Origin of the sequence: Belnapia arida (genome assembly GCF_016773205.1) — a bacterium.
Classification (GTDB): Bacteria; Pseudomonadota; Alphaproteobacteria; order Acetobacterales; family Acetobacteraceae; genus Belnapia; species Belnapia arida.
The window spans coordinates 40976-61756 of record NZ_JAETWB010000014.1; the positions used below are offsets into that span (position 1 = coordinate 40976).

Below are 20781 nucleotides of genomic sequence, written 5' to 3' on the forward strand. Positions count from 1 at the left end.
GTCATCCCTCCGTGCCATCGCCGGGCCTCAACCCATGCTAAGCGCCTCGCCACGGAACGAGGAGAGTGAGATGCAGCAGGCGGAGCCGAAGGTGGTGTCGGGGCAGGTGGTCGCGCTCAGGCTCTTCGACCTGGCCTATGAGATCGACCTGCGGCGCGCCGAGGCGCTCTGGGCCAGCCGGGCGCAGGGCAGCGGCGTGCGCAGCCGCTTGGTCGGCACCTCGCCCAAGGCGGTGTCCTTCGGCGTGCCGCCGCTGGCGCTCGATCTCGGGCCGGTGGAGGTGGTCATCGAAGGCCGGCCGGTCACCGCGGCGGCGGGTGTCCGCCTCTACGATTTCGGCATCGCCGCGCTGGCGCTGCGCCTACCGGCCACCGATCTCGGCTGGGCCGCCTTCACCGCGCTGGTGAACGGGACGGACCGCGCCATCGGCCCCGCCGCAGAGGCACCGGTCTGGGAGGGGCTGCTCGGCCGGTTGCGCGGCTTGCTGGCCGAGGCGCTCGACCGCCCGACCGCGGCGCCCCTGCAGGAAGACTACCTGCTTGCCATCGTCGATGCCTTCGACCGGCCGATGACGGCCGAGGCGCTGGTGCAGACGCTCGACCTCGTTCCGCTGCTCTCCGGCGAGGAGCGCCCGCTCTCCGAGGGCGCACGGCGGGACCTGCTGCGCCAGCGCTTCTCCTACCACCCGGACGACCTGGTGGTGCTGACCTGGGACCGTGCCTTCATCCATGAGCCGCAGCGTGAGACCGACGTCGCCGACGTGCTGGAGATGGCGAATGCCCAGCTGCTGGAGTTGCGCGGCTACGACGAGATGCTGGATGACGAGCTGCCGCGCATGCGCGGGATGGTGGAGGCGGCGCGGCGGCGGACGAACCTGCTCGCCTCCCGCCGCTATGCGCGCCTCGCCCGCGGACTGCACGCGCTGGTCGCCGAGGTGACGGAGCTGACCGAGCGCGTCGACAATGCACTGCAGGTCACGGAGGACGTCTATCTTGCCCGCGTCTATGCCGCGGCGATGGAGCAGTTCCGCGTGCCCAATGTCGGCGCCGCGGTGGACCGCAAGCTGGCGATCATCCGCGACACCTACACCGCGCTTCATGGCGAGGCGGCGAGCGGCCGGGCGGAACTGCTAGAAACCGCGATCCTGCTGCTGATCGCGGTGGAGATCGTGCTGTCGCTGGTGCGGTACTGAGAGGCACGCGGCTCTGCCCCGCCCGGGCCAGGAGATCCGGCCGGAGCTGCGCGTGATGGCTGGCGTCAGGCCACCGGGCTCGGCAGGCGCCCCTCGAGGACACCGGAATGGGTGAAATGCTCGAAGGCGCTGCGAAGGTCACCCGAGGCGACCGCGTCGGCGACATCGGGATAGGCCTTCAGATAGGCTTCCTCGTCGAACTGGTCCGGCCAGGCGGAGCGGCCCTCGAAATAGCCGACCGTCGTCAGATGCTCCCGCGCGGAGCGATAGACACCGGAGGCGACGGCCTTGGCCACATCCGGATAGCGATCCAGGTACAGTTCCTCGTCGATGGGGGTCGCGTCGAGGACGATCCGCAGAATGGCTTTCAGCGTGTCCTCGGCCACCGCCCTGTTCTGGAGGCCAAGCAGGTTGCGGACAGCTTCGTAGCGAATGAAGTAATTCGGAATTTCGGAATGCTCGGAAATCTTGGTCATCGATTTTCCCTCGGATTGAGGCAACGGGGATCGCTTGCGGCTTGATATGGCGTTCATTGTCCGACATCTGCCCTGGGGCGTGATGAGGTGCTGCCGAGCCTGTTCGGCCTGTCCGCTTTACAAGTTTTGCGCACCGCACAAAAGCATGATGTCGGTGGATTTCAACTTTCTGGTTATATTTCGCTCGCCTATGGGCCGCAGCTCCGGCCTCGGCCGCTAGGCAGGCAGTTGTGAAAAACTGATGACAAGCCGCCCCGACTGTATGCGGTAGTACTAAATAGCCTCACCCAAGGCCGAGCGCCCGCGCCCCCTGATACGTCGCCAAGGCCGCCACATAGGCCAGCGCCAGCATGTAGCCGAAGCTGAACCACATCCAGCGCTGCCCGCCCGTCTCGCGCCGGATCACACTGAGCGTCGCCACGCATTGCGGGGCGAACACATACCAGGCGAGGAAGGCGAGCGCCGTCGCCAGACTCCATCGCCCGGCCAGCGCCTGGCCGAGCTGGGCCGTATCCTCCTCGGCGTCCTGCACGGCATAGACGGTGCCGAGCGAAGCCACCGCCACTTCCCGCGCCGCCATGCCGGGGATGAGCGCCACGCCGATCTGCCAGTTGAAGCCAATCGGCCGCAGCAGCGGCTCCACCGCCTGGCCGATCGAATAGGCGAAGCTGTACTCGATGGCGGGCTGGGTGGCTCCCTCCGGCGGCCGCGGGACGGAGGAGAGGAACCAGATCACCACCATCATCGAGAGGATGATGGTGCCCGCGCGACGCAGGAAGGCCTTGGCCCGTTGCCAAAGGCCGAGCGCCAGGTTGCGCAGCCGCGGCAGCTTGTAGTCCGGCAGCTCCAGCATGAAGGGCTCGGTCGGCTGGCCGCGCCAGAGCAGCCGCTTGAAGACGAAGGACATCCCGAGCGCGCTCAGGATCCCTGCTGCGTAGAGGCCGAACATCACGAGCCCCTGCAGCCCGACCCAGCTCCAGGCCCCCTCCCCCACCGGCTGGTCCGGGACGAAGGCGCCGATGATGAGCGTATAGACCGGGATGCGCGCCGAGCAGGTCATCAGCGGCGCGACGAGGATGGTCGCCAGCCGGTCGCGCCGGCTGTCGATCACCCGCGTCGACATGATGCCCGGTATGGCGCAGGCGAAGCTCGACAGCAGCGGGATGAAGGCCCGGCCATGCAGCCCGGCGCCGCCCATGATGCGGTCCATCAGGAACGCGGCGCGGGCCATGTAGCCGAAATCCTCCAGCAGGAGGATGAAGAGGAACAGCACCAGGATCTGCGGCAGAAAGACCAGCACGCTGCCGACGCCGGCGATCAGCCCGTCCTGCAGGAAGCTGCGCAACAGCCCGGCCGCACCCTCCTGCGGCAGCAGCCCGCCCACCGCGGCGCCGAGCGCTTGGAAGCCGGTATCGATCAGGTCCATCGCCGGTTGCGCCCAGGCGAAGACCGCCTGGAACATCAGGAACAGCACCATCAGCAGGATGACGAGGCCCGCTGCCGGATGCAGCAGCACCGCATCCAGCCGCCGCGTCACCGCATCGCGCCGGTCCGGCACCCGGACCACGGCGGCGAGGATGCGGTCCGCCTCGCGTTGCAGGATGCGGAGCCCGGTGGCATCCGGGGCCGACCATGCGGCCTCCGCCTCGCTCGCCGGCGCCTGCGCGTCGATCGCCGCCAGCAGCGCCTCCGTCCCGCCCCGCCGCACCGCGACGGTGGTGACGACCGGCAGACCGAGCAGCGCCGAGAGCCGCTCGACATCCACCTCGATCCCACGGTGCCGGGCGATGTCGAACATGTTGAGGGCCACCAGCAGCGGCCGCCCGGCCTGCTTCAGCTCGAGGATCAGGCGCAGGCCGAGGCGTAGGTTGGTGGCATCGGCGACGCAGACCAGCAGGTCCGGCGGTGCCACCCCCGCCTGCTGGCCAAGCACCACGTCGCGCGTCACCACCTCGTCCGGGCTGCGGGCGCGGAGGGAATAGGTGCCGGGCAGGTCGAGCAGCTGCACGCGCCGCCCGCCGGGGCTGAGGAAGCTGCCCTCTTTCCGCTCGACGGTGACGCCCGGGTAGTTCGCCACCCGCTGGCGGCTGCCGGTGAGCGTGTTGAACAGCGCGGTCTTGCCGCAATTCGGGTTGCCGACCAGGGCGATCCGCAGATCGCGCAGGCCGGCCGACATCTCGTTCATGGGCGCTGTGTCCTGCTAGATCGGCTCCACCAGCACCGCTGCGGCCTCTCGCCGGCGCAGCGCGATGGTGGCGGAGTCGACCCGGATGGCGATGGGGTCCCGCCCGAACAGCCCCTGATGCAGCAGCTCTACCTCCGCCCCCTCGACGAAGCCGAGCTCCAGCAGTCGGCGCTCGAGCTCCTCCGCCGGCAGGCCGCCGGATGCGAAGGCGCGCAGGCCGCGGATCCGCCCGCGGAAGCCCCGCGGGGCGGCACCGAGATCGAGCATGGCGGATGGCTCAGTCAGGACGGTATCGGCGATGAAGGACATGGGGGACCCGTGACCGAAGCCCCCTTGTAGATGCGAACGCTTGGCGATTGCAACTGGCGGCCGGTCCGTGAGCGGTCATCCGATCTGCACCAGCCGCCCCCCGTCCACCGGAAGGGCGACGCCGGTGATGAAGCCCGCCTCGTCGCTGGCGAGGAAGAGCGCGGCATTGGCCACGTCCCAGGCCGTGCCCATGCGCCGGCGGAGCGGCACCTTGGCGTCGCGCTCGGCCGCCACCTCGGCCCGGGTCTTGCCGGTATGGCGGACACGGGTATCGACCGCCATCGGCGTGTCCATCAGTCCGGGCAGGATGGTGTTGCAGCGGATGCCATGGCCGGCATTCTGGATCGCCACCTGCTCGGTGAAGGCGAGCATCGCCGCCTTGGTCGCCTTGTAGGCCACGTAGGGGTAGCTCTCGACTGCCGCGGCCGAGGAGATGGAAAGGATCACCCCGCCTCCCTGCGCCCGCATGATCGGCAGGGCGTGCTTCACCGCCATGACGAAGCCGCGCAGGTTGATCGCCGTGACGCGGTCGAAGGCCTCCTCGGTGATCTCGGTCGGCGGCGCATCGCCGCCGGCGAGGGAGACGCCGACATTGTAGTGCAGGATGTCGAGCCGCCCGAAGCGCCGCGCCGCCTCCTCAAGCGCGGCGGCGAGCGTCGCCTCCTGCGTCACCTCCACAGCGAGGGCGAATGCGCCGTTGCCGGCCAGCTGCGCCGTCTGCTCGGCCGAGGCCAGGTCCCGGTCGGCGCAGGCCACCCGGGCGCCCTCCTGGGCGAAGCGCATGGCGGTCGCACGGCCATTGCCGGTGCCCTCGCCGGGCCCCTGCCCCGCGCCGATGATGATGGCGGTCTTGTCCTTGAGGCGCATCGCGCTCCCTTCCCCCTTGGCCGTCGGGTGCATGCTGCGCCGATGCGGGCCGAGGGGGTAGGGGGTGCCGCCAGGCCTCAGCCGCGGATCGCGGCGCGGAAGCCCGGCTTGTCCAGCAGGGTGTCCACCGCCTGGCTCATGCTGCGGAGCGCCACCCGCCTCAGGTCCTCCACGGAAGCGAAGACGCCTGTGCTCAGCGACAGGATGCTGCCATCGACATTGTAGGCTTTGGTCCGGTCGGACCAGAGCTCCCGCCCGGTTGCCCGCTCGGTGACCCGTATGCCGAAATCCGCCGTGGCTTCGCGACGGGCATACTGGTTGGCATCAAATTGGAAGATCGTGATGGCCAACGCATAACGCCCGGCCCCAGTGCCCGCCTGCAAGCCACGCGCCGCCAAGGCCTCGGAGAAGGCGGCGGCCACCACTTGGTCGACGGGCTGGTCGGCCTCCAGCGTTTTCACCGGATTGCCGTAGCCACCGCGAATGGTGCCGATCCAGCGCGGATCGTCGCTGCCGGCACGGCGCTGGTTGGTCACCGGCTGGCTCACCATCACCAGTGGCCGGGCCGGCACAGCGCTGACCGGCACCGTCGGCGCATAGGCCATCGGCGATTGGGTCGTGCCGCAGGCCGCAAGGAGCCCGAGCAGCAGCAAGCTTGCGAGCCGCACCCTAGATCTCCCGCGGCGGCCGCGGCCGGCGGGGCGGGCGGGGCCCGGTGCCGAACTGTTCCTGCTGCGGCGGCCCGCGGCGCTCGCGCGGCGGCGGCGGCGGGGCGGCCAGCTCGGCCTGCAGCTCGCGGATCTTGCCGGCAATGGAGGTGCGCAGCTCGGGCGAGGTATGCGGCTTCAGCGTCTTGTAGGTCTCCTTCAGCTCGGCCAGCAGCCGCACCTTCTCCTCGCGCGTCCGCTTCAGCGGGCGGTTGTCGGAGAATTGGCCTTCGAAGGAACGCATGTGACTCTCCCGTTAGGGGTTGGGCGCGGGGACGCGCCGCGGTGTCCGGCTCTCGCCGGCCCGGATTCTAGCAGATTGTGCCGAGGCGAAGCGCGGGAATCAGGGGGCCGGTTGCGCCGGCCCCCGGGCTGTTCCCGTCAGAGGTCCAGCATCAGCCGGCGCGGATCCTCGACGCCTTCCTTCACGCGGACGAGGAAGCTCACCGCCTCCTTCCCGTCGACGATCCGGTGATCGTAGGACAGCGCCAGATACATCATCGGCCGCACCTCGACCTTGCCGCCGACGACCATCGGCCGCTCCTGGATCTTGTGCATGCCGAGGATGCCGGATTGCGGCGGGTTGAGGATCGGCGTCGACATCAGGCTGCCATAGATGCCGCCATTGGTGATGGTGAAGCTGCCGCCCGCCATCTCCTCCAACTTGAGCTGCCCGTCGCGGACGCGCTTGCCGAAATCGCCGATGCCCTTCTCTATCCCGGCGAAGCTCATCTGATCCGCATTACGCAGCACCGGCACGACCAGCCCGTTCGGCCCGCCGACCGCAATGCCCATATGGACGAAGTTCTTGTAGACGACCGAATCGCCCTCGAGCTCGGCGTTGACCGCCGGAAACTCCTTCAGCGCCGCCACGCAGGCCTTCACGAAGAAGGACATGAAGCCGAGCTTCACCCCGTGCCGCTTCTCGAAGGCGTCGCGGTACTCGGCGCGCAGCGCCATGGCCGCGCCCATATCCACCTCGTTGAAGGTGGTGAGCATGGCGGCGGTGTTCTGCGCCTCCTTCAGCCGGCGAGCGATGGTGATGCGAAGCCGGGTCATCTTCACCCGCTCTTCGCCCTCCTCCAGCGGCCGGGCCGCCTTGGCGGCGGGGGCAGCGGCGGCCGGCGTCGCTGCGGGACGGGCGAGGAAGTCGAGCACATCACCCTTGCTGATGCGGCCGTCCTTGGCGGTGCCAGTGCCGATCTGCTCGGCGCTGATCCGGTTCTCGCTCATCAGCTTGGCGGCGGCGGGCAGCGGGGCATGGGCATTCGGGTTGCCGGGCACGGCGACCGGGCCCTGCGGAACCCGCGGCTCCTCGATCTTCGGCTGCGCGGCAGCTGCCGGGGCAGGCGCGGGCTGGGCCGGGGCTGGGCTCGGCGCGGCGGCGGGCTTCGGCGCCGCTGCGGCGCCGGCCGCGCCGATCACGCCGAGCACCGCGCCAGGCTCGACCTCGGCGCCCTCGTCGGCGGCGATGGATTCGATGACGCCGGCGGAGGGCGCATTCACCTCTACCGTTACCTTGTCGGTTTCCAGCTCCACCAGCGGCTCGTCCACCGCGACCTGCTCGCCGGCCTTCTTCAGCCAACGCGCCACGGTGGCGGTGCTCACGCTCTCGCCGAGGGTGGGTACCAGGATATCCGTCGCCATCTGTCTCTCGCCTTCCGTCTAGAGCGTGATCGCCGATCGCGCTCTATTTGTTCCTCGGTCGCGTAATTCTCGCCTTCTGCCGTCCGGTTTCTAGCGATCACGCTCCGCCCGTCGATCTCAGAGCCCGAGCGCGGCCCGCACCAGGGTTTCCTGCTGCTGCTGATGCACCTTGGCAAGGCCGGTGGCCGGGCTCGCCGCTTCGTCGCGGCCGACGTACTCGGGCCGCTTCGCCTTGATGTCGAGGCTCTTCAGCACGCGCTCGAGCCGCCGGTCGATATAGGTCCAGGCACCCATATTCTCGGGCTCCTCCTGACACCACACCACCTCGGCGTTCTTGTAGGGGGCAAGCGCCTGGCTGAGGCTCGCCTTCGGGAAGGGATGCAGCTGCTCCACGCGGATGATCGCCACGTCCTGCACGCCCTTGTCGCGCCGCTCCTGCAGCAGGTCGTAATAGACCTTGCCGGAGCAAAGCACGACCCGCTTCACCGCCTCTTCCGGCGCGATCGCGTCGATCTCGGGAATGACATACTTGAAGGTGCTGCCCGGGCCGAACTCGGCGAGGCTGCTGACCGCCAGCTTGTGCCGCAGCAGCGACTTCGGCGTCATCAGCACCAGCGGCTTGCGGTAGTTGGCCTTCAGCTGGCGGCGCAGGGCATGAAAATAGTTGGCCGGCGTCGTCAGGTTGCAGACCCGCATATTCCGCTCGGCGCAGAGCTGGAGGTAGCGCTCCAGCCGGGCAGAGCTGTGCTCCGGCCCCTGCCCCTCATAGCCATGCGGCAGCAGCATCACGAGACCGGACATGCGCAGCCACTTCGTCTCCGCAGAGGCGATGAACTGGTCGATGATGACCTGGGCGCCATTGGCGAAGTCGCCGAACTGCGCCTCCCACAGCACCAGCGTGTGCGGATCCGCCAGCGAGTAGCCGTAGTCGTAGCCGAGCACGCCGAACTCGCTCAGCAGGCTGTTGAAAGCCTCGAAGCGCGGCTGGCCGGCGCGGATGTTGTTCAGCGGCACGTATTCGGCCTGGGTCTTCTGGTCGACCAGCACCGCATGGCGATGACTGAAGGTGCCGCGCTGCACGTCCTCGCCCGAGAGGCGGACGCGATGCCCCTCCAGCAGCAGCGTGCCGAAGCCCAGTGCCTCGCCGGTCGCCCAGTCGATGCCCTCGCCGCTCTCGATCGCCTGCTTCTTGGCCTCGAGCTGGCGGGCGATCTTCGGGTTGGCGGCGAAATCCTCCGGCACCCGGGCGAGCGCCGCGCCGACCTCGCGCAGCGTCTCCAGCGGCACGGCAGTCGGGTGGAGCTGCTCCACCGCATCCTCGGTGCCGGCCGCCTTCAGCCCGGACCAATGACCTTCCAGCCAATCCGCCTTGTTCGGCCGGAAGCTCTGCGCCGCTTCATGCGCCTCCTCCAGCCGCTGGTTGAAGGCATCCCAAACCGCCTTCGACTCCTCGGCCGGGACGCTGCCCTCGGCCGCGAGCCGCTCGGCGTAAAGAGTGCGGGTCGTCCGCATCTCCTTGATCCGGCCATACATGATGGGCTGGGTGAAGGCCGGCTCGTCACTCTCGTTATGGCCGTGGCGGCGGTAGCAGACGATGTCAACTACCACATCGGTCGAGAATTCCTGACGGAACTCGGCCGCGAGGCGGGAGACGAAGACCACCGCCTCCGGATTGTCGCCGTTGACGTGCCAGATCGGCGCCTGCACCGACTTGGCGATGTCGGTGCAGTAGAGGCCGGAATAGGCATGCGCCGGGACGGTGGTGAAGCCGATCTGGTTGTTGGTCACTAGATGGATGGTGCCGCCGGTGCGGTAGCCGATGAGCTGGCTCATCGCCATGGTCTCGTAGACCAGGCCCTGGCCGGCGAAGGCGGCATCGCCGTGCAGCAGGATGCCCATGACCGAATGCCGGCCCTTGGTGTCGCCCGACATGTCCTGCCGGGCCCTGACCTTGCCGACGACGACCGGATCGACCGCCTCGAGATGCGAGGGGTTGGGTTGCAGCGACAGATGGACCTTGCGGCCGCCGACCTCGATATCCGTGCTGGTGCCGAGATGGTACTTCACGTCGCCCGAGCCCTGGACATCATCCGGGTTGGCGCCGACGCCCTTGAACTCGGAGAAGACCTGGGTGAAGGGCTTCTTCACCACATTGACCAGCACGTTCAGCCGCCCGCGATGCGCCATGCCGATGGCGATCTCGTTGACGCCGGCTGCCGCCGCCGTCTCGATCACCGCCTGAATGGCTGGGATGGTGCTCTCGCCGCCTTCCAGGCCGAAGCGCTTGGTGGAAACGTATTTCCGGGCGCAGAAGGCCTCGAAACCCTCCGCCTCGGTCAGATCCTCGAGGATCGCCCGCTTGGCCCCGGCATCGAAGGCGGTGGTCCAGGGGGCCCCTTCCATCCGCTGCTGGATCCAGGCCTTCTGGCCAGGATCCTGAATATGCATGAACTCGACGCCGATCGGCCCGCAATAGGTAGCCTGGCAGACCGCCATGATCTGCCGCGGCGTTGCCGTGTCGAGGCCGAGCACGCCGTTGATGAAGACCGGCCGGTCCATGTCGGCCTCGGTGAAGCCCCAGAAGGTCGGGTCCAGCTCCTGATGCGGCCGCGGCTTGGCGAGGCCGAGCGGGTCGAGCTGGGCATGCAGATGGCCGCGCACCCGGTAGCTGCGGATCAGCATCAGCGCGCGGATGGAATCGAGCTGGGCGCGGCGAATCGTCTCGGCATCCGGGGCGGCGGCGGGTGCGGCGCCCTTGCCGCCACCCTTGGCGGCCGGCGCGGGCTCCGGCTCCGGCGCGAAGCCGCCACGGCGACGGGGCGCCCAGGAGGCGCCGACCGCATCGGTCAGCACCGCCTTGGCATCGTCGTCGAGGACGGCGAAGAGCTCGGCGAAGGAGGGATCGACGCTGTCGGGCTTCTCCACCCAGCGGGCGTAGAGATCGGCGAGGAAGGCGGCGTTGGCGCCCGTCATCGCTGTCGCGAGGATATCCACTCCGGCCATGTGTCTCTCCGTGCCGGCCAAGCGGGCCGGCGGTCTCTGTCGGCTCATGCAATGATCGCCGCACCCCGTAAGGGGTAGCGGCGACGGGTAACATAGGGGCTCGGCGCCCGACTTGGCAGCCCCGCAAGGCTGCCCTGTGCGGAACGCTTAACCTTTGAGGGCCTTCACCATGGTCGAGCCGAGCGCCGCCGGACTGTCCGCCACATGGATGCCGGCCGCGCGCATTGCCTCGATCTTCGCCTCGGCGGTGTCCTTGCCGCCCGAGATCACGGCGCCGGCATGGCCCATGCGGCGGCCGGGCGGAGCGGTGGCGCCGGCGATGAAGCCAACCACCGGCTTGCCGCCCCGGTTCTCGCGCGCCAGGAACTCCGCCGCCTCGATCTCCGACTGGCCGCCGATCTCGCCGATCATGACGATCGACTTGGTTTCGTCATCGGCCAGGAACATCTCCAGCACCTCGACGAAATCGGTGCCCTTGACCGGGTCGCCGCCGATGCCGACGCAGGTGGACTGGCCAAGCCCGGCGGCCGAGGTCTGCGCCACCGCCTCATAGGTCAGCGTCCCCGAGCGGGAAACGATGCCGACTGAGCCGCGCCGGTGGATATGCCCCGGCATAATGCCGATCTTGCAGGCATCCGGGGTGATAACGCCCGGGCAGTTCGGCCCGATCAGCCGCGATTTCGAGCCGCCCAGGGCCCGCTTCACCCGCACCATATCGAGAACTGGAATGCCCTCGGTGATGCAGATGATGAGCGGCAGTTCCGCATCGATCGCTTCCAGGATGGCATCGGCCGCAAAGGGCGGCGGCACGTAGATGACGCTGGCATTGGCCCCAGTGGCCGCCACGCAATCCGCTACCGTGTCGAAGACCGGCAGGCCGATATGGGTGGTGCCGCCCTTGCCCGGCGTTACGCCGCCGACATACTTGCTGCCGTAGGCGATGCCCTGCTCGGCATGAAAGGTTCCTTGGGCCCCGGTGAAGCCCTGGGTCATGACCTTGGTGTTCTCGTCGATCAGGATCGCCATGGCTCAGGCCCCTTTCACCGCTGCGACCACCTTCTGCGCCGCGTCCGCCAGGTTGTCGGCGGGGATGATGGCGAGGCCGCTCTCGGCCAGGATCTTCTTGCCGAGTTCGACATTGGTGCCCTCGAGCCGCACCACCAGCGGCACCGAGAGCGAGAGGTTCTTCGACGCCTCGACGATGCCCGTTGCGATCATGTCGCACTTGGCGATGCCGCCGAAGATGTTGACAAGCAACGCCTTGACGTTGCTGTCCGAGGTGATGATCCGGAACGCCTCGGTAACGCGCGCCGCATTGGCGGTGCCGCCGACATCGAGGAAGTTCGCGGGCGAGGAGCCGTAGAGCTTGATGATGTCCATCGTCGCCATGGCGAGGCCCGCGCCGTTCACCATGCAGCCGATCTCGCCATCGAGCGCGACATAGTTGAGGTCGTTCTTGACCGCATCCAGCTCCTTCGGGTCCATCTCGCTGTCATCGCGGAGGGCCTCGAGGTCCTTGTGGCGGAACAACGCGTTGTCGTCGAAGGAGACCTTGGCATCCAGCGCCACGATCTCGCCCGCGCCGGTGACGACCAGCGGGTTGATCTCGACGATGGCGCAGTCGAGCTCGACAAAGGCGCCGTAGAGCGCGGTGACGAACTTCGTGAAGCTCGCCACCTGCTTGCCGGTCAGGCCGAGGCCAAAGGCGAGCTTGCGGCAATGGAAGCCGGAGATGCCCGCGGCCGGGTCGATCGCCGCCTTCAGGATCTTCTCGGGGTGGTGCTCGGCCACCTCCTCGATCTCCATCCCGCCCTCGGTCGAGGCCATGATGGTGAGGCGGGAAGTGGCGCGATCGACCAGCAGGCCGAGATAGAGCTCGCGCTTGATGTCGCAGCCATCCTCGACATAGACGCGGGAGACGACCTTGCCCGCCTCGCCGGTCTGCTTGGTGACCAGCGTCTTGCCGATCATCGCCTCGGCCGCTGCCCGGACATCCTCGACCGACTTGACGACGCGGACGCCGCCCTTGCCGTTCGGGTCTTCCTTGAAGCGCCCGGCACCGCGGCCGCCGGCATGGATCTGCGACTTCACCACATAGACGGGGCCGGGCAGCCGCTTCGCCGCCTCGGCCGCCTCCTCCGGCGTCCAGGCCACATGGCCCTGGAGCACCGTGACGCCGTAGCGCCCCAGCAACTCCTTCGCCTGGTATTCATGGATGTTCATGCCGTCACCCCTGCAAGCGAATGGACGCCGCGCGCCTGATCAGACGCCGAGCTTCTTGAAATCCTCGATCAGCTTCTTTACCGCATCGCAGGACTTGTCGAAGGCGGCCTTCTCCTCGGCGGTGAACTGCACCTCGACGATGCGCTCCACGCCGCCGGCGCCGAGCACCACCGGCACGCCGACATAGAAGTCGCTCAGCCCGTACTCGCCGTTCAGCATCACGGCGCAGGCCAGCACGCGCTTCTTGTCGAGCAGGTAGCTCTCCGCCATGGCGATGGCGGAGGCGGCCGGGGCGTAGAAGGCCGAGCCCTTCTCCAGCAGCTTCACGATCTCGCCGCCGCCATTGGCGGTGCGGTTGACGATGGCGTCGATCTTCTCCTGCGTCGTCCAGCCCATCTTGACGAGGTCGGGGACGGGGATGCCGGCGACGGTGGAGTAGCGGGTCAGCGGCACCATGGTGTCGCCATGGCCGCCGAGCACGAAGGCCGTCACGTCCTCGACCGAGACGTTGAATTCCTGGGCGAGGAAGAGGCGGAAGCGGCTGCTGTCCAGCACGCCCGCCATGCCGACCACCTTGTGCGCGGGCAGGCCTGACTTTTGCTGGAGCGCCCAGACCATGACGTCGAGCGGGTTGGTGATGCAGATGACGAAGGCGTCGGGGGCGTAGGTCTTGATGCCCTCGGCCACCTGGCCCATGACGCCGGCATTCTTGGTCAGCAGGTCGTCGCGGCTCATCCCCGGCATGCGCGGGAAGCCGGCGGTGACGATCACCACATCGGCGCCGGCGATGGCGGCATAGTCGCCCGTACCGGCCATGTTGGCATCGAACCCGTCCACCGGGCCGGACTGCATGATGTCGAGCGCCTTGCCCGCCGCCACACCCGGGAACACGTCGAACATGACGACATCGCCGAGCTGCTTGAGGCCGATCAGGTGGGCGAGTGTGCCGCCGATATTGCCGGCGCCGATCAGCGCGATCTTCTTGCGAGCCATGACGTGTCCTTGAGGAACGGGGGGCGGAGGGCGCCCGGGCGACCGGGGCCGCTCAGGCGAAAACAGCGCGTTCCTACTCCCGACCGCATCGACCGGCAAGGCGGAGCCGGCCGGGCCCTGGCTCAGATGGGCATGCAGCGGACGATATCGTCATGACCGGTGGCGAGCACCGCCATGGTCCCATCCGGGCAGGCATTGGCCTGGATGCCGGCAGCCGGGGACAGGCCCTGGGCCCAGCTCATTCGCGGCGCTTGGCAGCCGCCGCGCCGGGCGCTGCAGGCCGCCGCGGAGGCCGCCCGCTGGTCCCGGCCGACGCTGCCGCGGGACCGCATCGGCAGCGAGCGATGCACCATGGCCTGCGGCCGGGCCATCTGCTGCGGCTTCGCCGTCGCCACCCGCGCCTGAGGCCTCTGCCACCCGCCTTTCTGCGCCGCGCCCGCCGGAGCCGCAACAAGGCCGAGGCCAAGAAGAATCAGGGACAGCAGGCGCATTTAGAATCCTCTCGAATCCGTGAATATTACCTCATATTACGTCAGATGCGGCAAGGCCAGATAGTCCTGGCTTTGCATTTCCGTGAGCCGGCTCGCCGTCCGCTCGAACATGGCCGCGTTCTCGCCCTGTTCGTAAAGCGAATCGGGCGGCGCCTCGGCCGAGGCCACCAGCTTGCAGCGGTGCTCGTAAAGCGCGTCCACCAGGGTAATGAAGCGCCGCGCCCGGTCGAAATTCTCCGGCCCCAGGCGCGGGATGCCATCCAGCACCAAGGTATGGAAATGGGTGGCAACGGCGAGGTAGTCGGCCGGCCCCAGCGGTTTGCCGCACAGCTCGTCGAACTCCGCCCGGGCCACGCCCCGCGCCGCCTCCGGCAGTTCCACCACCCGGCCGAGCACCGTCAGGCGGGCCGGCGCCCCCTGCGCCTCGCCGGTCAGCTCGAGGAAAGCGGCATCCAGCGCCCGCTCCGCCCGCCCATCGGCCGGGCTGTGCCAGCTCGGCAGGCCGCGGATGCGCTCCCGCCGGTAATCCTGCTGCGCCTCCAGATGCAGCACGTTCAGCCGCTTCTTGATGAGCGCGATGAAGGGCAAGAAGGCGTCGCGGCCGGGCCGGCCCTTGAACAGGTCGTCGGGCGCCGTGTTGCTGGTCGCCACCACCACCACGCCGCGGGCGAAGAGCGCCTCGAACAGCCGGCCGAGGATCATGGCATCAGCGATGTCATGCACCTGGAACTCGTCGAAGCAGAGCAGGGCCGCATCGACGCTGATGGAATTGGCCAGCGGCGGGATCGGGTCCGCCTCGCCCGGGTTGCGCCGCTTCCAGGCGTGGATCGTCTGGTGGCAGTCCTGCATGAACTGGTGGAAGTGGATGCGCCGCTTGCGGATGACATCGGCGCACTCGAAGAACAGGTCCATCAGCATGGACTTGCCCCGCCCCACCTCGCCGACGAGGTAGAGGCCCTGCGGCGTCCCTTCCGGCGCTTCGGGCACGGGCTTGCGGCGCATGAAGCGGGCAAGGAAGCCGGCCTCGGGCGGCGCCTCCGGGTGCGGGTCATAGCCGCGGAGACGGTGCCATAGCTCCTGTAGGGTCTCGGCGGCGAGGGCCTGGGCGGTATCCGGCTTCAGCAGCCCCGCCGCGACGCGGGCGCGGTAGGCCGGCAGCGGGCCTTCATCGGTGCGGGGGGTGACGGGCGCATGCATCGCGCTCGGCGGATAGCCTGGACTTGGGCCTGGGGCAACTGGCCGAAGCCTTAAGGTGCCTCATGGAACGCCGCGATCTGCGCTCGCCTTGCTTGTCGATAAGCTCATTGTGCTGGCGAGATCGGCGCCTGCAGTCGGTACGCTCGAAGCGGCCGAGGCGAGAGCGAGGCGGCTAGTGTCCTAATTTGAAAGAGAGTTCGAAAAGGGCGAGTAGGACCGTGTAGGGCGCAGCGGCGATGAGCGTCCCTGTGATGCTGGCCGTAGGGCGCCAGGCTGCTGCTTCCCGAATGGCCGCTTAAGCAACAGGTGGTGACGTGCTTGGACGGGGCGAAACTCTGGGGCGACAAAGTCCAGTTTGGTACTAATGATTGCCACGTCACCCGCCCGGCCGGAAGGGCTTCGCAGTGCTGCCGCAGCATTGGATGGTGGAGCGCAGCTTCGGTTGGCTCACCTGTTGGGACGGCCTGATGCGCGACCGTGCCAGGCGCCTCGACGTGGCTGCCGTCATGATAGAATGCACGGCCGTCCTCGCCGCCACCGAAGCCATGATCAATCCATTCTGGCGCCGCTCAAACAGGCTCTCAGCACGCGTGGTGTTTCGCACAACGAGTACGGCTGCCGCTTCTTACGCTTTCATCTCAATTATTACAGCTAGATAGCTTTGTTTCGTGAAGGAGACTGATTGGAGCCAAAGCCTATTCCACGCATCCCTCACTTGAATTTTCAAAAACGACACGATTGGCCGGAGCAACCAAAGGCTGGGCTCACCAGCCAATGGACAACGTTGCCCTCGCCTCCGCAGCCAATGCGCCGCAGCCAACCGCCACTTCGTAGCAGATTGATCGTGCTGGGGTAGGCCGGCTGAGACTGCGGAGCGCCTGAGGTCCGCAGATGGTCTCGACAAGCTCAGACCCGGCATACGGCTCGCAACCAGGCGTTCCCAAAGCCATAGCGGATTCTCGTTGAATGCTTCGGGGTTTTCCGTGATGAAGGTGGACAGGACCACGGGGCAGCCAAGCTGCAGCGAAAAACCGGACGAAGGGGCTCACGATCAGGGTCGTCGACATGGCCGGTGCCAGCCATGCGAGCTGCCAGAAATCATCATCAACCAAGCGCGCGACGATGCCGCGCAGCTGCAGCCGATAAGAATGAAGACCAAGCTGATGAGGGCAAACTCCACAACGCCCCAGACCTCTCCTCCGCGGTGATTCAAGCCCGCCTCAGCTTTGCCAGGGCGAAGCCTACTTCCACCGCCGCCTCCCGCAGCACCGGCAGAAGCCTGTCCACCACCGCACTGCGGTCAGTAACATCGCGCAAATACATCAGATTCAACGAGGCTACTGCGACCTCGCCCACCAGAACGGGCACGGCGACCGCGCTGGCGAGGCCGCTGTATTCTCGGGCGGCATAAGCGTCGTCCATCGCGGCGTAACCTGCCGCGCGGATGGCCGCGAAGGCGGCATCCGCCGCGTCCGGATCATGCGCCAGGACGTTCCATGGCTCAGGCGAACGCGCCGCTAGCGTAATGGCGTGATTACGTTCGGGTGGCGCGCAGAAGGCGAGGAAGGCCCGGCCAAGGGAGGTGGCGAGCACCGGGGCACGGAAGCCGGTGCGGCGCTCAAACATGAAGCGCCCCTCGCCGCGGCTTGTATGTGCCACGACCATCGCATCGCCATCGAACACCGCGACGTCGGAGGGCCAGCCGATGCTGGCACGCAGCCGGGTCATCACCGGCGCCGCGGCGATGCCGACCTCCCGGTGCAGGGTGTAGCCCGCACAGAGTTCCAGGGTCCGTCCGGTTGGGAAATAAAGCGGCAGCTGGGGGTGGCGTATCACATAACCGGCGTGGATCAGTGTTTCGAGCATGCGCACGATCGTTGGCGGGTTGAGTCCCGTGAGCCGATGGATCTCGGAGACGCCGGCCTCCGACAGGCGGTTCACAATCCGCAGCACTTCCAAGCCCCGCAGGAGGGCAGCTACGGGTTCATAGGATGGCATCATGACGCCTCATTGCCTGAGACTGCGCTTTCCAGGTTTGCATCGCTGCAACCCCATGCCATAGTTCGTCTGAAATTAAATTTCACCTGTTGAAATTGGCCTCGAAAGTAGGAGCCGACAGGGCGGAAGTCCAGCTTGAAACGGCCGGCCGGCCGGCATCGGATCGGTGAGTTTGAGGTCAGAGTACGGGAGGAAACGCCGAATGGCTGCTGGGAAGCGGCGCCTGCCGACAGGCGGCGCCAGCGTGAGCGGGGCGGCAATCAGCGTCAACCAAGGCGCCTACGCCGTACCCAACGTCGTCGGCCGTGAAGTCGTTGCAGACCTGCCGGCCGGAGACCTCCGCATCAGCCGGCTGCGCTTCGACGCCGCCCTGCGCCAAGCCGATCTCCACGACCACGCCTTTCCAGTGCAAGGTGCCTCCGGCAGCTTGCTGTTCGTACGAGGCACCGTCCTCCCCAGTGATCTGGATTGAGCTGCATGAGTAGCTTCTTGCTTTCATGGCATCACAAGCAGCTGGCCGCGCCGGCTGGGAGCGTCCCGGCGCGACGCAGCGCCTGCGCCGCACGGAGAAGTGGGGGGCAGTTCGATCAGGACGCGTCGCCTGAAGTTCAGGAACCACTGCGGTGACGGGCAGCGCCGAGGTCCTGCCCCGGCGAGTGCAGCTCCAGGGTTGCACCAACATGCGCGACATCGGTGGCTATGCCGCGCATGGCGGGCGGCGGGTGCGCTTCGGCCAGGTGTACCGCGCCCCTTCGCTGAGCGGCCTCACCGACGAGGACCTGCCCCGCTTCGTGACGCTCGGCCTCCGCACCATCGTCGACCTACGCGGCGTGCACGAGAGCGCCAAGGCGCCCTCCCGCCTGCCCTCTCCCGGGCCGGAAGTGGTGGCGCTGCCGATCGAGCCCACGGTCGGCGCCTCCCTGCGCGACATCCTGGCCACCGGCCGCGCCACGGGCGAGGACGTGCTGACGCTGCTCGGCCGCGCCTATGCGGCCTATGCATCGGAGAAGCTGCCGATCTATCGCCGGCTGCTGGCGCTCGTCGCCGATCCGGCGCGGCGGCCGCTCGCCTTCCACTGCTCGGCCGGCAAGGACCGCACCGGCTTCGGCACGGCGCTGCTGCTGATGGCCCTCGGCGTCGCCCGCGACGACATCGTCGAGGACTACCTCGCCACCAACCGCTTCTGGCGCCGCGAGCACGCGCTGCCCGAGGGCACGCCGCCGGAGGTCGCCGAGGCGCTGACCCGCGCGCACCGGCCGCTGCTGGAGGGCGCGATCGAGATCGCCCTCACCGGGCACGACAGCGAGGAGGCCTTCCTCGCCTCGCTCGGCCTGGATGCGGCGCGGCTCGCCGCGCTCCGCGACCAAATGCTGGAATAAGGCCAAGGCGGGCCGCACCAAGCGGCCCGCAACGAAGGGACGAAGGATGGACAGAAGGAATTTCCTGCGCGGGACGACCGGGCTGGCCATCGCCGGACCCCTCGCCATGCCCGCGGTCGCGGCGAGCGGCGGCTTCCCGTCGCGTCCCGTGACCATGATCGTCCCCTTCCCGCCGGGCGGCGCGACGGATGTCGCCGCCCGCACCATGGCGGAGAAGATGGCGCCCCTGCTCGGCCAGCCGGTGATCGTCGACAACAAGCCCGGCGCGCAGACCGCCATCGGCGCCGATGCCGCCGCGCGCGCCGAGCCGGACGGCCACACGATGCTGATGGCCTCCGGCACCACCATGACGCTGAACCCGCTGCTGCCGGACAAGCTTCCCTACAAGGCGGAGGATTTCGCCCCGGTGGCGCTCGTCACGACGCTGCCCTTCGGCATCGTGGTGCGGAAGGGGTTGGCGCATGACATCGAGAGCTTCATCGCGCTGGCGAAGGCGCGCGGCGGCCAGCTGAACTACGGCTCCAACGGCCCGACCAGCTTCAACAACCTCGCCGCCGTCGTCGTGATGGAGGGTCTCGGCATCAAGATGCAGGAGATCACCTACCGCGGCGATGCCCAGCAGCTCACCGACCTGATGAGCGGGACGCTGGACGTGATCTCGGTCGGCGGCTCCTCCTCGCTGGCGGCGCTGCGCGCCGGGCGCGGCACCATCATCGGCTGGACCGGCGAGAAGGGCGAGCGGCTGGCGGTCACGCCCGACATCCCGAACTTTGCCGAGCGCGGGCCGGACATGGTCTGCCAGACGCATTTCGGCCTGCTCGTCCCCGCCCGCACGCCGCCCGCCGCCATCGCCCGGCTGAATGCCGCGGCGCAGCAGGCGATGCAGGCGCCGGACCTGCGCAAGCGCCTGCTGGACGAGGGCCAGTACGTAATGGGCGGCACGGCGGAGGACTATGCCGGCTACCTGCAGCGCGACCGCGACCGCTGGCGCGACCTCGTCACGCGCCTCGCCAAGAGCAATCCGGCCTGACATGCGCAACACGGTCATCATCGCCGGCGCGCTGGGGCTGGTCGGGCGCGCGGCGCTCGACCGCTACGTTGCCGATGGCTGGGACGTCATCGGCCTCTCGCGCCGCGCCCCGCCGGAGGGCACCGGCGCGCGCTTCCTCTCCGTCGACCTCACCGATGCCGCCGCCTGCCGGCAGGCCCTGTCGGGCCTCGGCGCGACGCACCTCGTCTACAGCGCGCTCTACGAGAAGCCCGAGCTCCGCGCCGGCTGGCTCGACACCGAGCAGATGGAGACCAACCGCCGCATGCTCGCCAACTGCGTCGAGGCGCTGGAGGGCGACGGCGACAGCGGCCTGCGCCACATCTCCGTGCTGCAGGGCACCAAGGCCTATGGCGTGCATCTCGGGCAGATGCCCATCCCCGGCAAGGAGGATGCGCCGCGCCACATCCACCCCAATTTCTACTGGCTGCAGGAGGACTACCTCCGCGAGCGCCAGCGCGGGCGCGGCTGGCACTGGACGGTGTTCCGCCCGCAGGCGGTGATCGGCTTCGCCCTCGGCAGCGCCATGAACATGCTGACGGCAACCGGCGCCTATGCCGCGATCAGCCGCGCCATGGGCCTGCCGCTGGTCTTCCCCGGCAAGGGCGACCGCGTCACCGAGATCACCGATGCGCGGCTCCTTGCCTCGGCCATCGCCTGGGCCGGCCGCAGCGAGGCGGCGCGGGACCAGATCTTCAACGTGACCAACGGCGACACGCTGACCTGGCGCGGGCTGTTCCCGGTCGTCGCCCGCGTCTTCGGCATGGAGCAGGGCGCGCCGCACCCGATGTCGCTGCCGGTCATCATGTCGGACAAGGAGGCCGTGTGGCAGCGGATCGTGCGCGACCACCAGCTGCAGCCCCATACGCTCCGCGAGCTGGTCGGCGCGTCCTGGCAATTCGCCGACTTCGCCTGGAGCCGCGACGACCAGGCAGCCTCGCTGGTGAGCACCATCAAGATCCGACAGGCCGGATTCCACGACTGCATCGACAGCGCCGCCATGCTGGAATGGTGGCTGCGCGACCTGCAGCGCCAGCGCATCCTGCCGCCATGACCTGAAGCGCCT

19 protein-coding genes are annotated in these 20781 nt (G+C 68.4%); 5 read left to right on the forward strand and 14 right to left on the reverse strand.

All coding sequences use genetic code 11. From position 1 onward, the window contains the following. The first annotated feature begins 70 nt into the window (after window positions 1-70). Window positions 71-1192 carry an RMD1 family protein gene (locus JMJ56_RS20930; protein WP_202833716.1) on the forward strand — a complete coding sequence of 374 codons (1122 nt, stop codon included), beginning with the start codon at window positions 71-73 and terminating at the stop codon, window positions 1190-1192. A gap of 65 nt (window positions 1193-1257) precedes the next feature. On the opposite strand, the gene JMJ56_RS20935 is transcribed toward JMJ56_RS20930, so the two are convergent. The 14 genes from JMJ56_RS20935 to JMJ56_RS21000 all read right to left on the reverse strand — a co-directional run bounded on the left by JMJ56_RS20935 (window position 1258) and on the right by JMJ56_RS21000 (window position 17291). Beyond that, window positions 1258-1668, reverse strand: a complete 411-nt coding sequence (locus tag JMJ56_RS20935) for a hypothetical protein (RefSeq protein WP_202833717.1) — start codon at window positions 1666-1668, stop codon at window positions 1258-1260. A 283-nt stretch (window positions 1669-1951) separates the two neighbouring features. Further along, the gene (feoB, locus tag JMJ56_RS20940; RefSeq protein ID WP_236038165.1) at window positions 1952-3853 is read right to left on the reverse strand and encodes a ferrous iron transport protein B; all 1902 of its coding nucleotides are present in this window, start codon (window positions 3851-3853) and stop codon (window positions 1952-1954) included. A gap of 15 nt (window positions 3854-3868) precedes the next feature. Continuing rightward, window positions 3869-4162, reverse strand: coding sequence for a FeoA family protein (locus tag JMJ56_RS20945; protein WP_236038167.1), 294 nt, complete (start codon window positions 4160-4162; stop codon window positions 3869-3871). A 75-nt stretch (window positions 4163-4237) separates the two neighbouring features. Continuing rightward, window positions 4238-5029, reverse strand: coding sequence for an SDR family NAD(P)-dependent oxidoreductase (locus JMJ56_RS20950; protein ID WP_202833718.1), 792 nt, complete (start codon window positions 5027-5029; stop codon window positions 4238-4240). A 77-nt stretch (window positions 5030-5106) separates the two neighbouring features. Next, window positions 5107-5697: a YajG family lipoprotein gene (locus JMJ56_RS20955; RefSeq protein ID WP_202833719.1), complete on the reverse strand. Its 591-nt coding sequence runs from the start codon at window positions 5695-5697 to the stop codon at window positions 5107-5109. A 1-nt stretch (window position 5698) separates the two neighbouring features. Beyond that, window positions 5699-5980, reverse strand: coding sequence for a hypothetical protein (locus JMJ56_RS20960; RefSeq protein WP_202833720.1), 282 nt, complete (start codon window positions 5978-5980; stop codon window positions 5699-5701). Window positions 5981-6117: 137 nt separating this feature from the next. Beyond that, window positions 6118-7383, reverse strand: a complete 1266-nt coding sequence (odhB, locus tag JMJ56_RS20965; RefSeq protein ID WP_202833721.1) for a 2-oxoglutarate dehydrogenase complex dihydrolipoyllysine-residue succinyltransferase — start codon at window positions 7381-7383, stop codon at window positions 6118-6120. A 117-nt stretch (window positions 7384-7500) separates the two neighbouring features. Further along, window positions 7501-10386, reverse strand: coding sequence for a 2-oxoglutarate dehydrogenase E1 component (locus tag JMJ56_RS20970; protein WP_202833722.1), 2886 nt, complete (start codon window positions 10384-10386; stop codon window positions 7501-7503). A 147-nt stretch (window positions 10387-10533) separates the two neighbouring features. After that, a complete protein-coding gene (gene sucD, locus JMJ56_RS20975; RefSeq protein ID WP_202833723.1) occupies window positions 10534-11412 on the reverse strand; it encodes a succinate--CoA ligase subunit alpha in 879 nt (292 codons plus the stop codon). 3 nt (window positions 11413-11415) lie between these two features. Continuing rightward, complete coding sequence (gene sucC / locus JMJ56_RS20980) at window positions 11416-12609, reverse strand: ADP-forming succinate--CoA ligase subunit beta (protein ID WP_202833724.1); 1194 nt, start codon at window positions 12607-12609, stop codon at window positions 11416-11418. Between the two features lie 39 nt (window positions 12610-12648). Next, window positions 12649-13602 carry a malate dehydrogenase gene (mdh, locus tag JMJ56_RS20985; RefSeq protein WP_202833725.1) on the reverse strand — a complete coding sequence of 318 codons (954 nt, stop codon included), beginning with the start codon at window positions 13600-13602 and terminating at the stop codon, window positions 12649-12651. Between the two features lie 122 nt (window positions 13603-13724). Continuing rightward, window positions 13725-14093, reverse strand: coding sequence for a hypothetical protein (locus tag JMJ56_RS20990; RefSeq protein ID WP_202833726.1), 369 nt, complete (start codon window positions 14091-14093; stop codon window positions 13725-13727). 36 nt (window positions 14094-14129) lie between these two features. Then, a complete protein-coding gene (gene zapE / locus JMJ56_RS20995; RefSeq protein WP_202833727.1) occupies window positions 14130-15290 on the reverse strand; it encodes a cell division protein ZapE in 1161 nt (386 codons plus the stop codon). Between the two features lie 1209 nt (window positions 15291-16499). After that, window positions 16500-17291: a helix-turn-helix domain-containing protein gene (locus JMJ56_RS21000; RefSeq protein ID WP_202833728.1), complete on the reverse strand. Its 792-nt coding sequence runs from the start codon at window positions 17289-17291 to the stop codon at window positions 16500-16502. A gap of 199 nt (window positions 17292-17490) precedes the next feature. On the opposite strand from JMJ56_RS21000, the gene JMJ56_RS21005 reads away from it, so the two are divergent. The 4 genes from JMJ56_RS21005 to JMJ56_RS21020 all read left to right on the forward strand — a co-directional run bounded on the left by JMJ56_RS21005 (window position 17491) and on the right by JMJ56_RS21020 (window position 20769). Next, window positions 17491-17760, forward strand: a complete 270-nt coding sequence (locus JMJ56_RS21005; protein ID WP_202833729.1) for a hypothetical protein — start codon at window positions 17491-17493, stop codon at window positions 17758-17760. 151 nt (window positions 17761-17911) lie between these two features. Further along, window positions 17912-18667 carry a tyrosine-protein phosphatase gene (locus JMJ56_RS21010; protein ID WP_202833730.1) on the forward strand — a complete coding sequence of 252 codons (756 nt, stop codon included), beginning with the start codon at window positions 17912-17914 and terminating at the stop codon, window positions 18665-18667. A 46-nt stretch (window positions 18668-18713) separates the two neighbouring features. Continuing rightward, a complete protein-coding gene (locus tag JMJ56_RS21015; protein WP_202833731.1) occupies window positions 18714-19697 on the forward strand; it encodes a Bug family tripartite tricarboxylate transporter substrate binding protein in 984 nt (327 codons plus the stop codon). Window position 19698: 1 nt separating this feature from the next. Then, window positions 19699-20769 (forward strand): SDR family oxidoreductase, encoded by a 1071-nt coding sequence (locus JMJ56_RS21020; protein WP_202833732.1) that lies wholly within the window; start codon window positions 19699-19701, stop codon window positions 20767-20769. Window positions 20770-20781: the final 12 nt, after the last annotated feature.

Excerpts from the sequence above, each read along its gene's own strand:
- sucD (WP_202833723.1), bottom strand. The coding sequence starts at position 11,412 with ATGGCGATCCTGATCGACGAGAACACCAAGGTCATGACCCAGGGCTTC.
- JMJ56_RS20945 (WP_236038167.1), bottom strand. The coding sequence starts at position 4,162 with ATGTCCTTCATCGCCGATACCGTCCTGACTGAGCCATCCGCCATGCTC.
- feoB (WP_236038165.1), bottom strand. The coding sequence starts at position 3,853 with ATGAACGAGATGTCGGCCGGCCTGCGCGATCTGCGGATCGCCCTGGTC.
- sucC (WP_202833724.1), bottom strand. The coding sequence starts at position 12,609 with ATGAACATCCATGAATACCAGGCGAAGGAGTTGCTGGGGCGCTACGGC.
- JMJ56_RS20935 (WP_202833717.1), bottom strand. The coding sequence starts at position 1,668 with ATGACCAAGATTTCCGAGCATTCCGAAATTCCGAATTACTTCATTCGC.
- JMJ56_RS20950 (WP_202833718.1), bottom strand. The coding sequence starts at position 5,029 with ATGCGCCTCAAGGACAAGACCGCCATCATCATCGGCGCGGGGCAGGGG.
- JMJ56_RS21000 (WP_202833728.1), bottom strand. The coding sequence starts at position 17,291 with ATGATGCCATCCTATGAACCCGTAGCTGCCCTCCTGCGGGGCTTGGAA.
- odhB (WP_202833721.1), bottom strand. The coding sequence starts at position 7,383 with ATGGCGACGGATATCCTGGTACCCACCCTCGGCGAGAGCGTGAGCACC.
- JMJ56_RS21005 (WP_202833729.1), top strand. The coding sequence starts at position 17,491 with ATGGCTGCTGGGAAGCGGCGCCTGCCGACAGGCGGCGCCAGCGTGAGC.
- JMJ56_RS20970 (WP_202833722.1), bottom strand. The coding sequence starts at position 10,386 with ATGGCCGGAGTGGATATCCTCGCGACAGCGATGACGGGCGCCAACGCC.
- JMJ56_RS21015 (WP_202833731.1), top strand. The coding sequence starts at position 18,714 with ATGGACAGAAGGAATTTCCTGCGCGGGACGACCGGGCTGGCCATCGCC.
- zapE (WP_202833727.1), bottom strand. The coding sequence starts at position 15,290 with ATGCATGCGCCCGTCACCCCCCGCACCGATGAAGGCCCGCTGCCGGCC.
- JMJ56_RS20990 (WP_202833726.1), bottom strand. The coding sequence starts at position 14,093 with ATGCGCCTGCTGTCCCTGATTCTTCTTGGCCTCGGCCTTGTTGCGGCT.
- JMJ56_RS21020 (WP_202833732.1), top strand. The coding sequence starts at position 19,699 with ATGCGCAACACGGTCATCATCGCCGGCGCGCTGGGGCTGGTCGGGCGC.
- mdh (WP_202833725.1), bottom strand. The coding sequence starts at position 13,602 with ATGGCTCGCAAGAAGATCGCGCTGATCGGCGCCGGCAATATCGGCGGC.
- JMJ56_RS20930 (WP_202833716.1), top strand. The coding sequence starts at position 71 with ATGCAGCAGGCGGAGCCGAAGGTGGTGTCGGGGCAGGTGGTCGCGCTC.
- JMJ56_RS20960 (WP_202833720.1), bottom strand. The coding sequence starts at position 5,980 with ATGCGTTCCTTCGAAGGCCAATTCTCCGACAACCGCCCGCTGAAGCGG.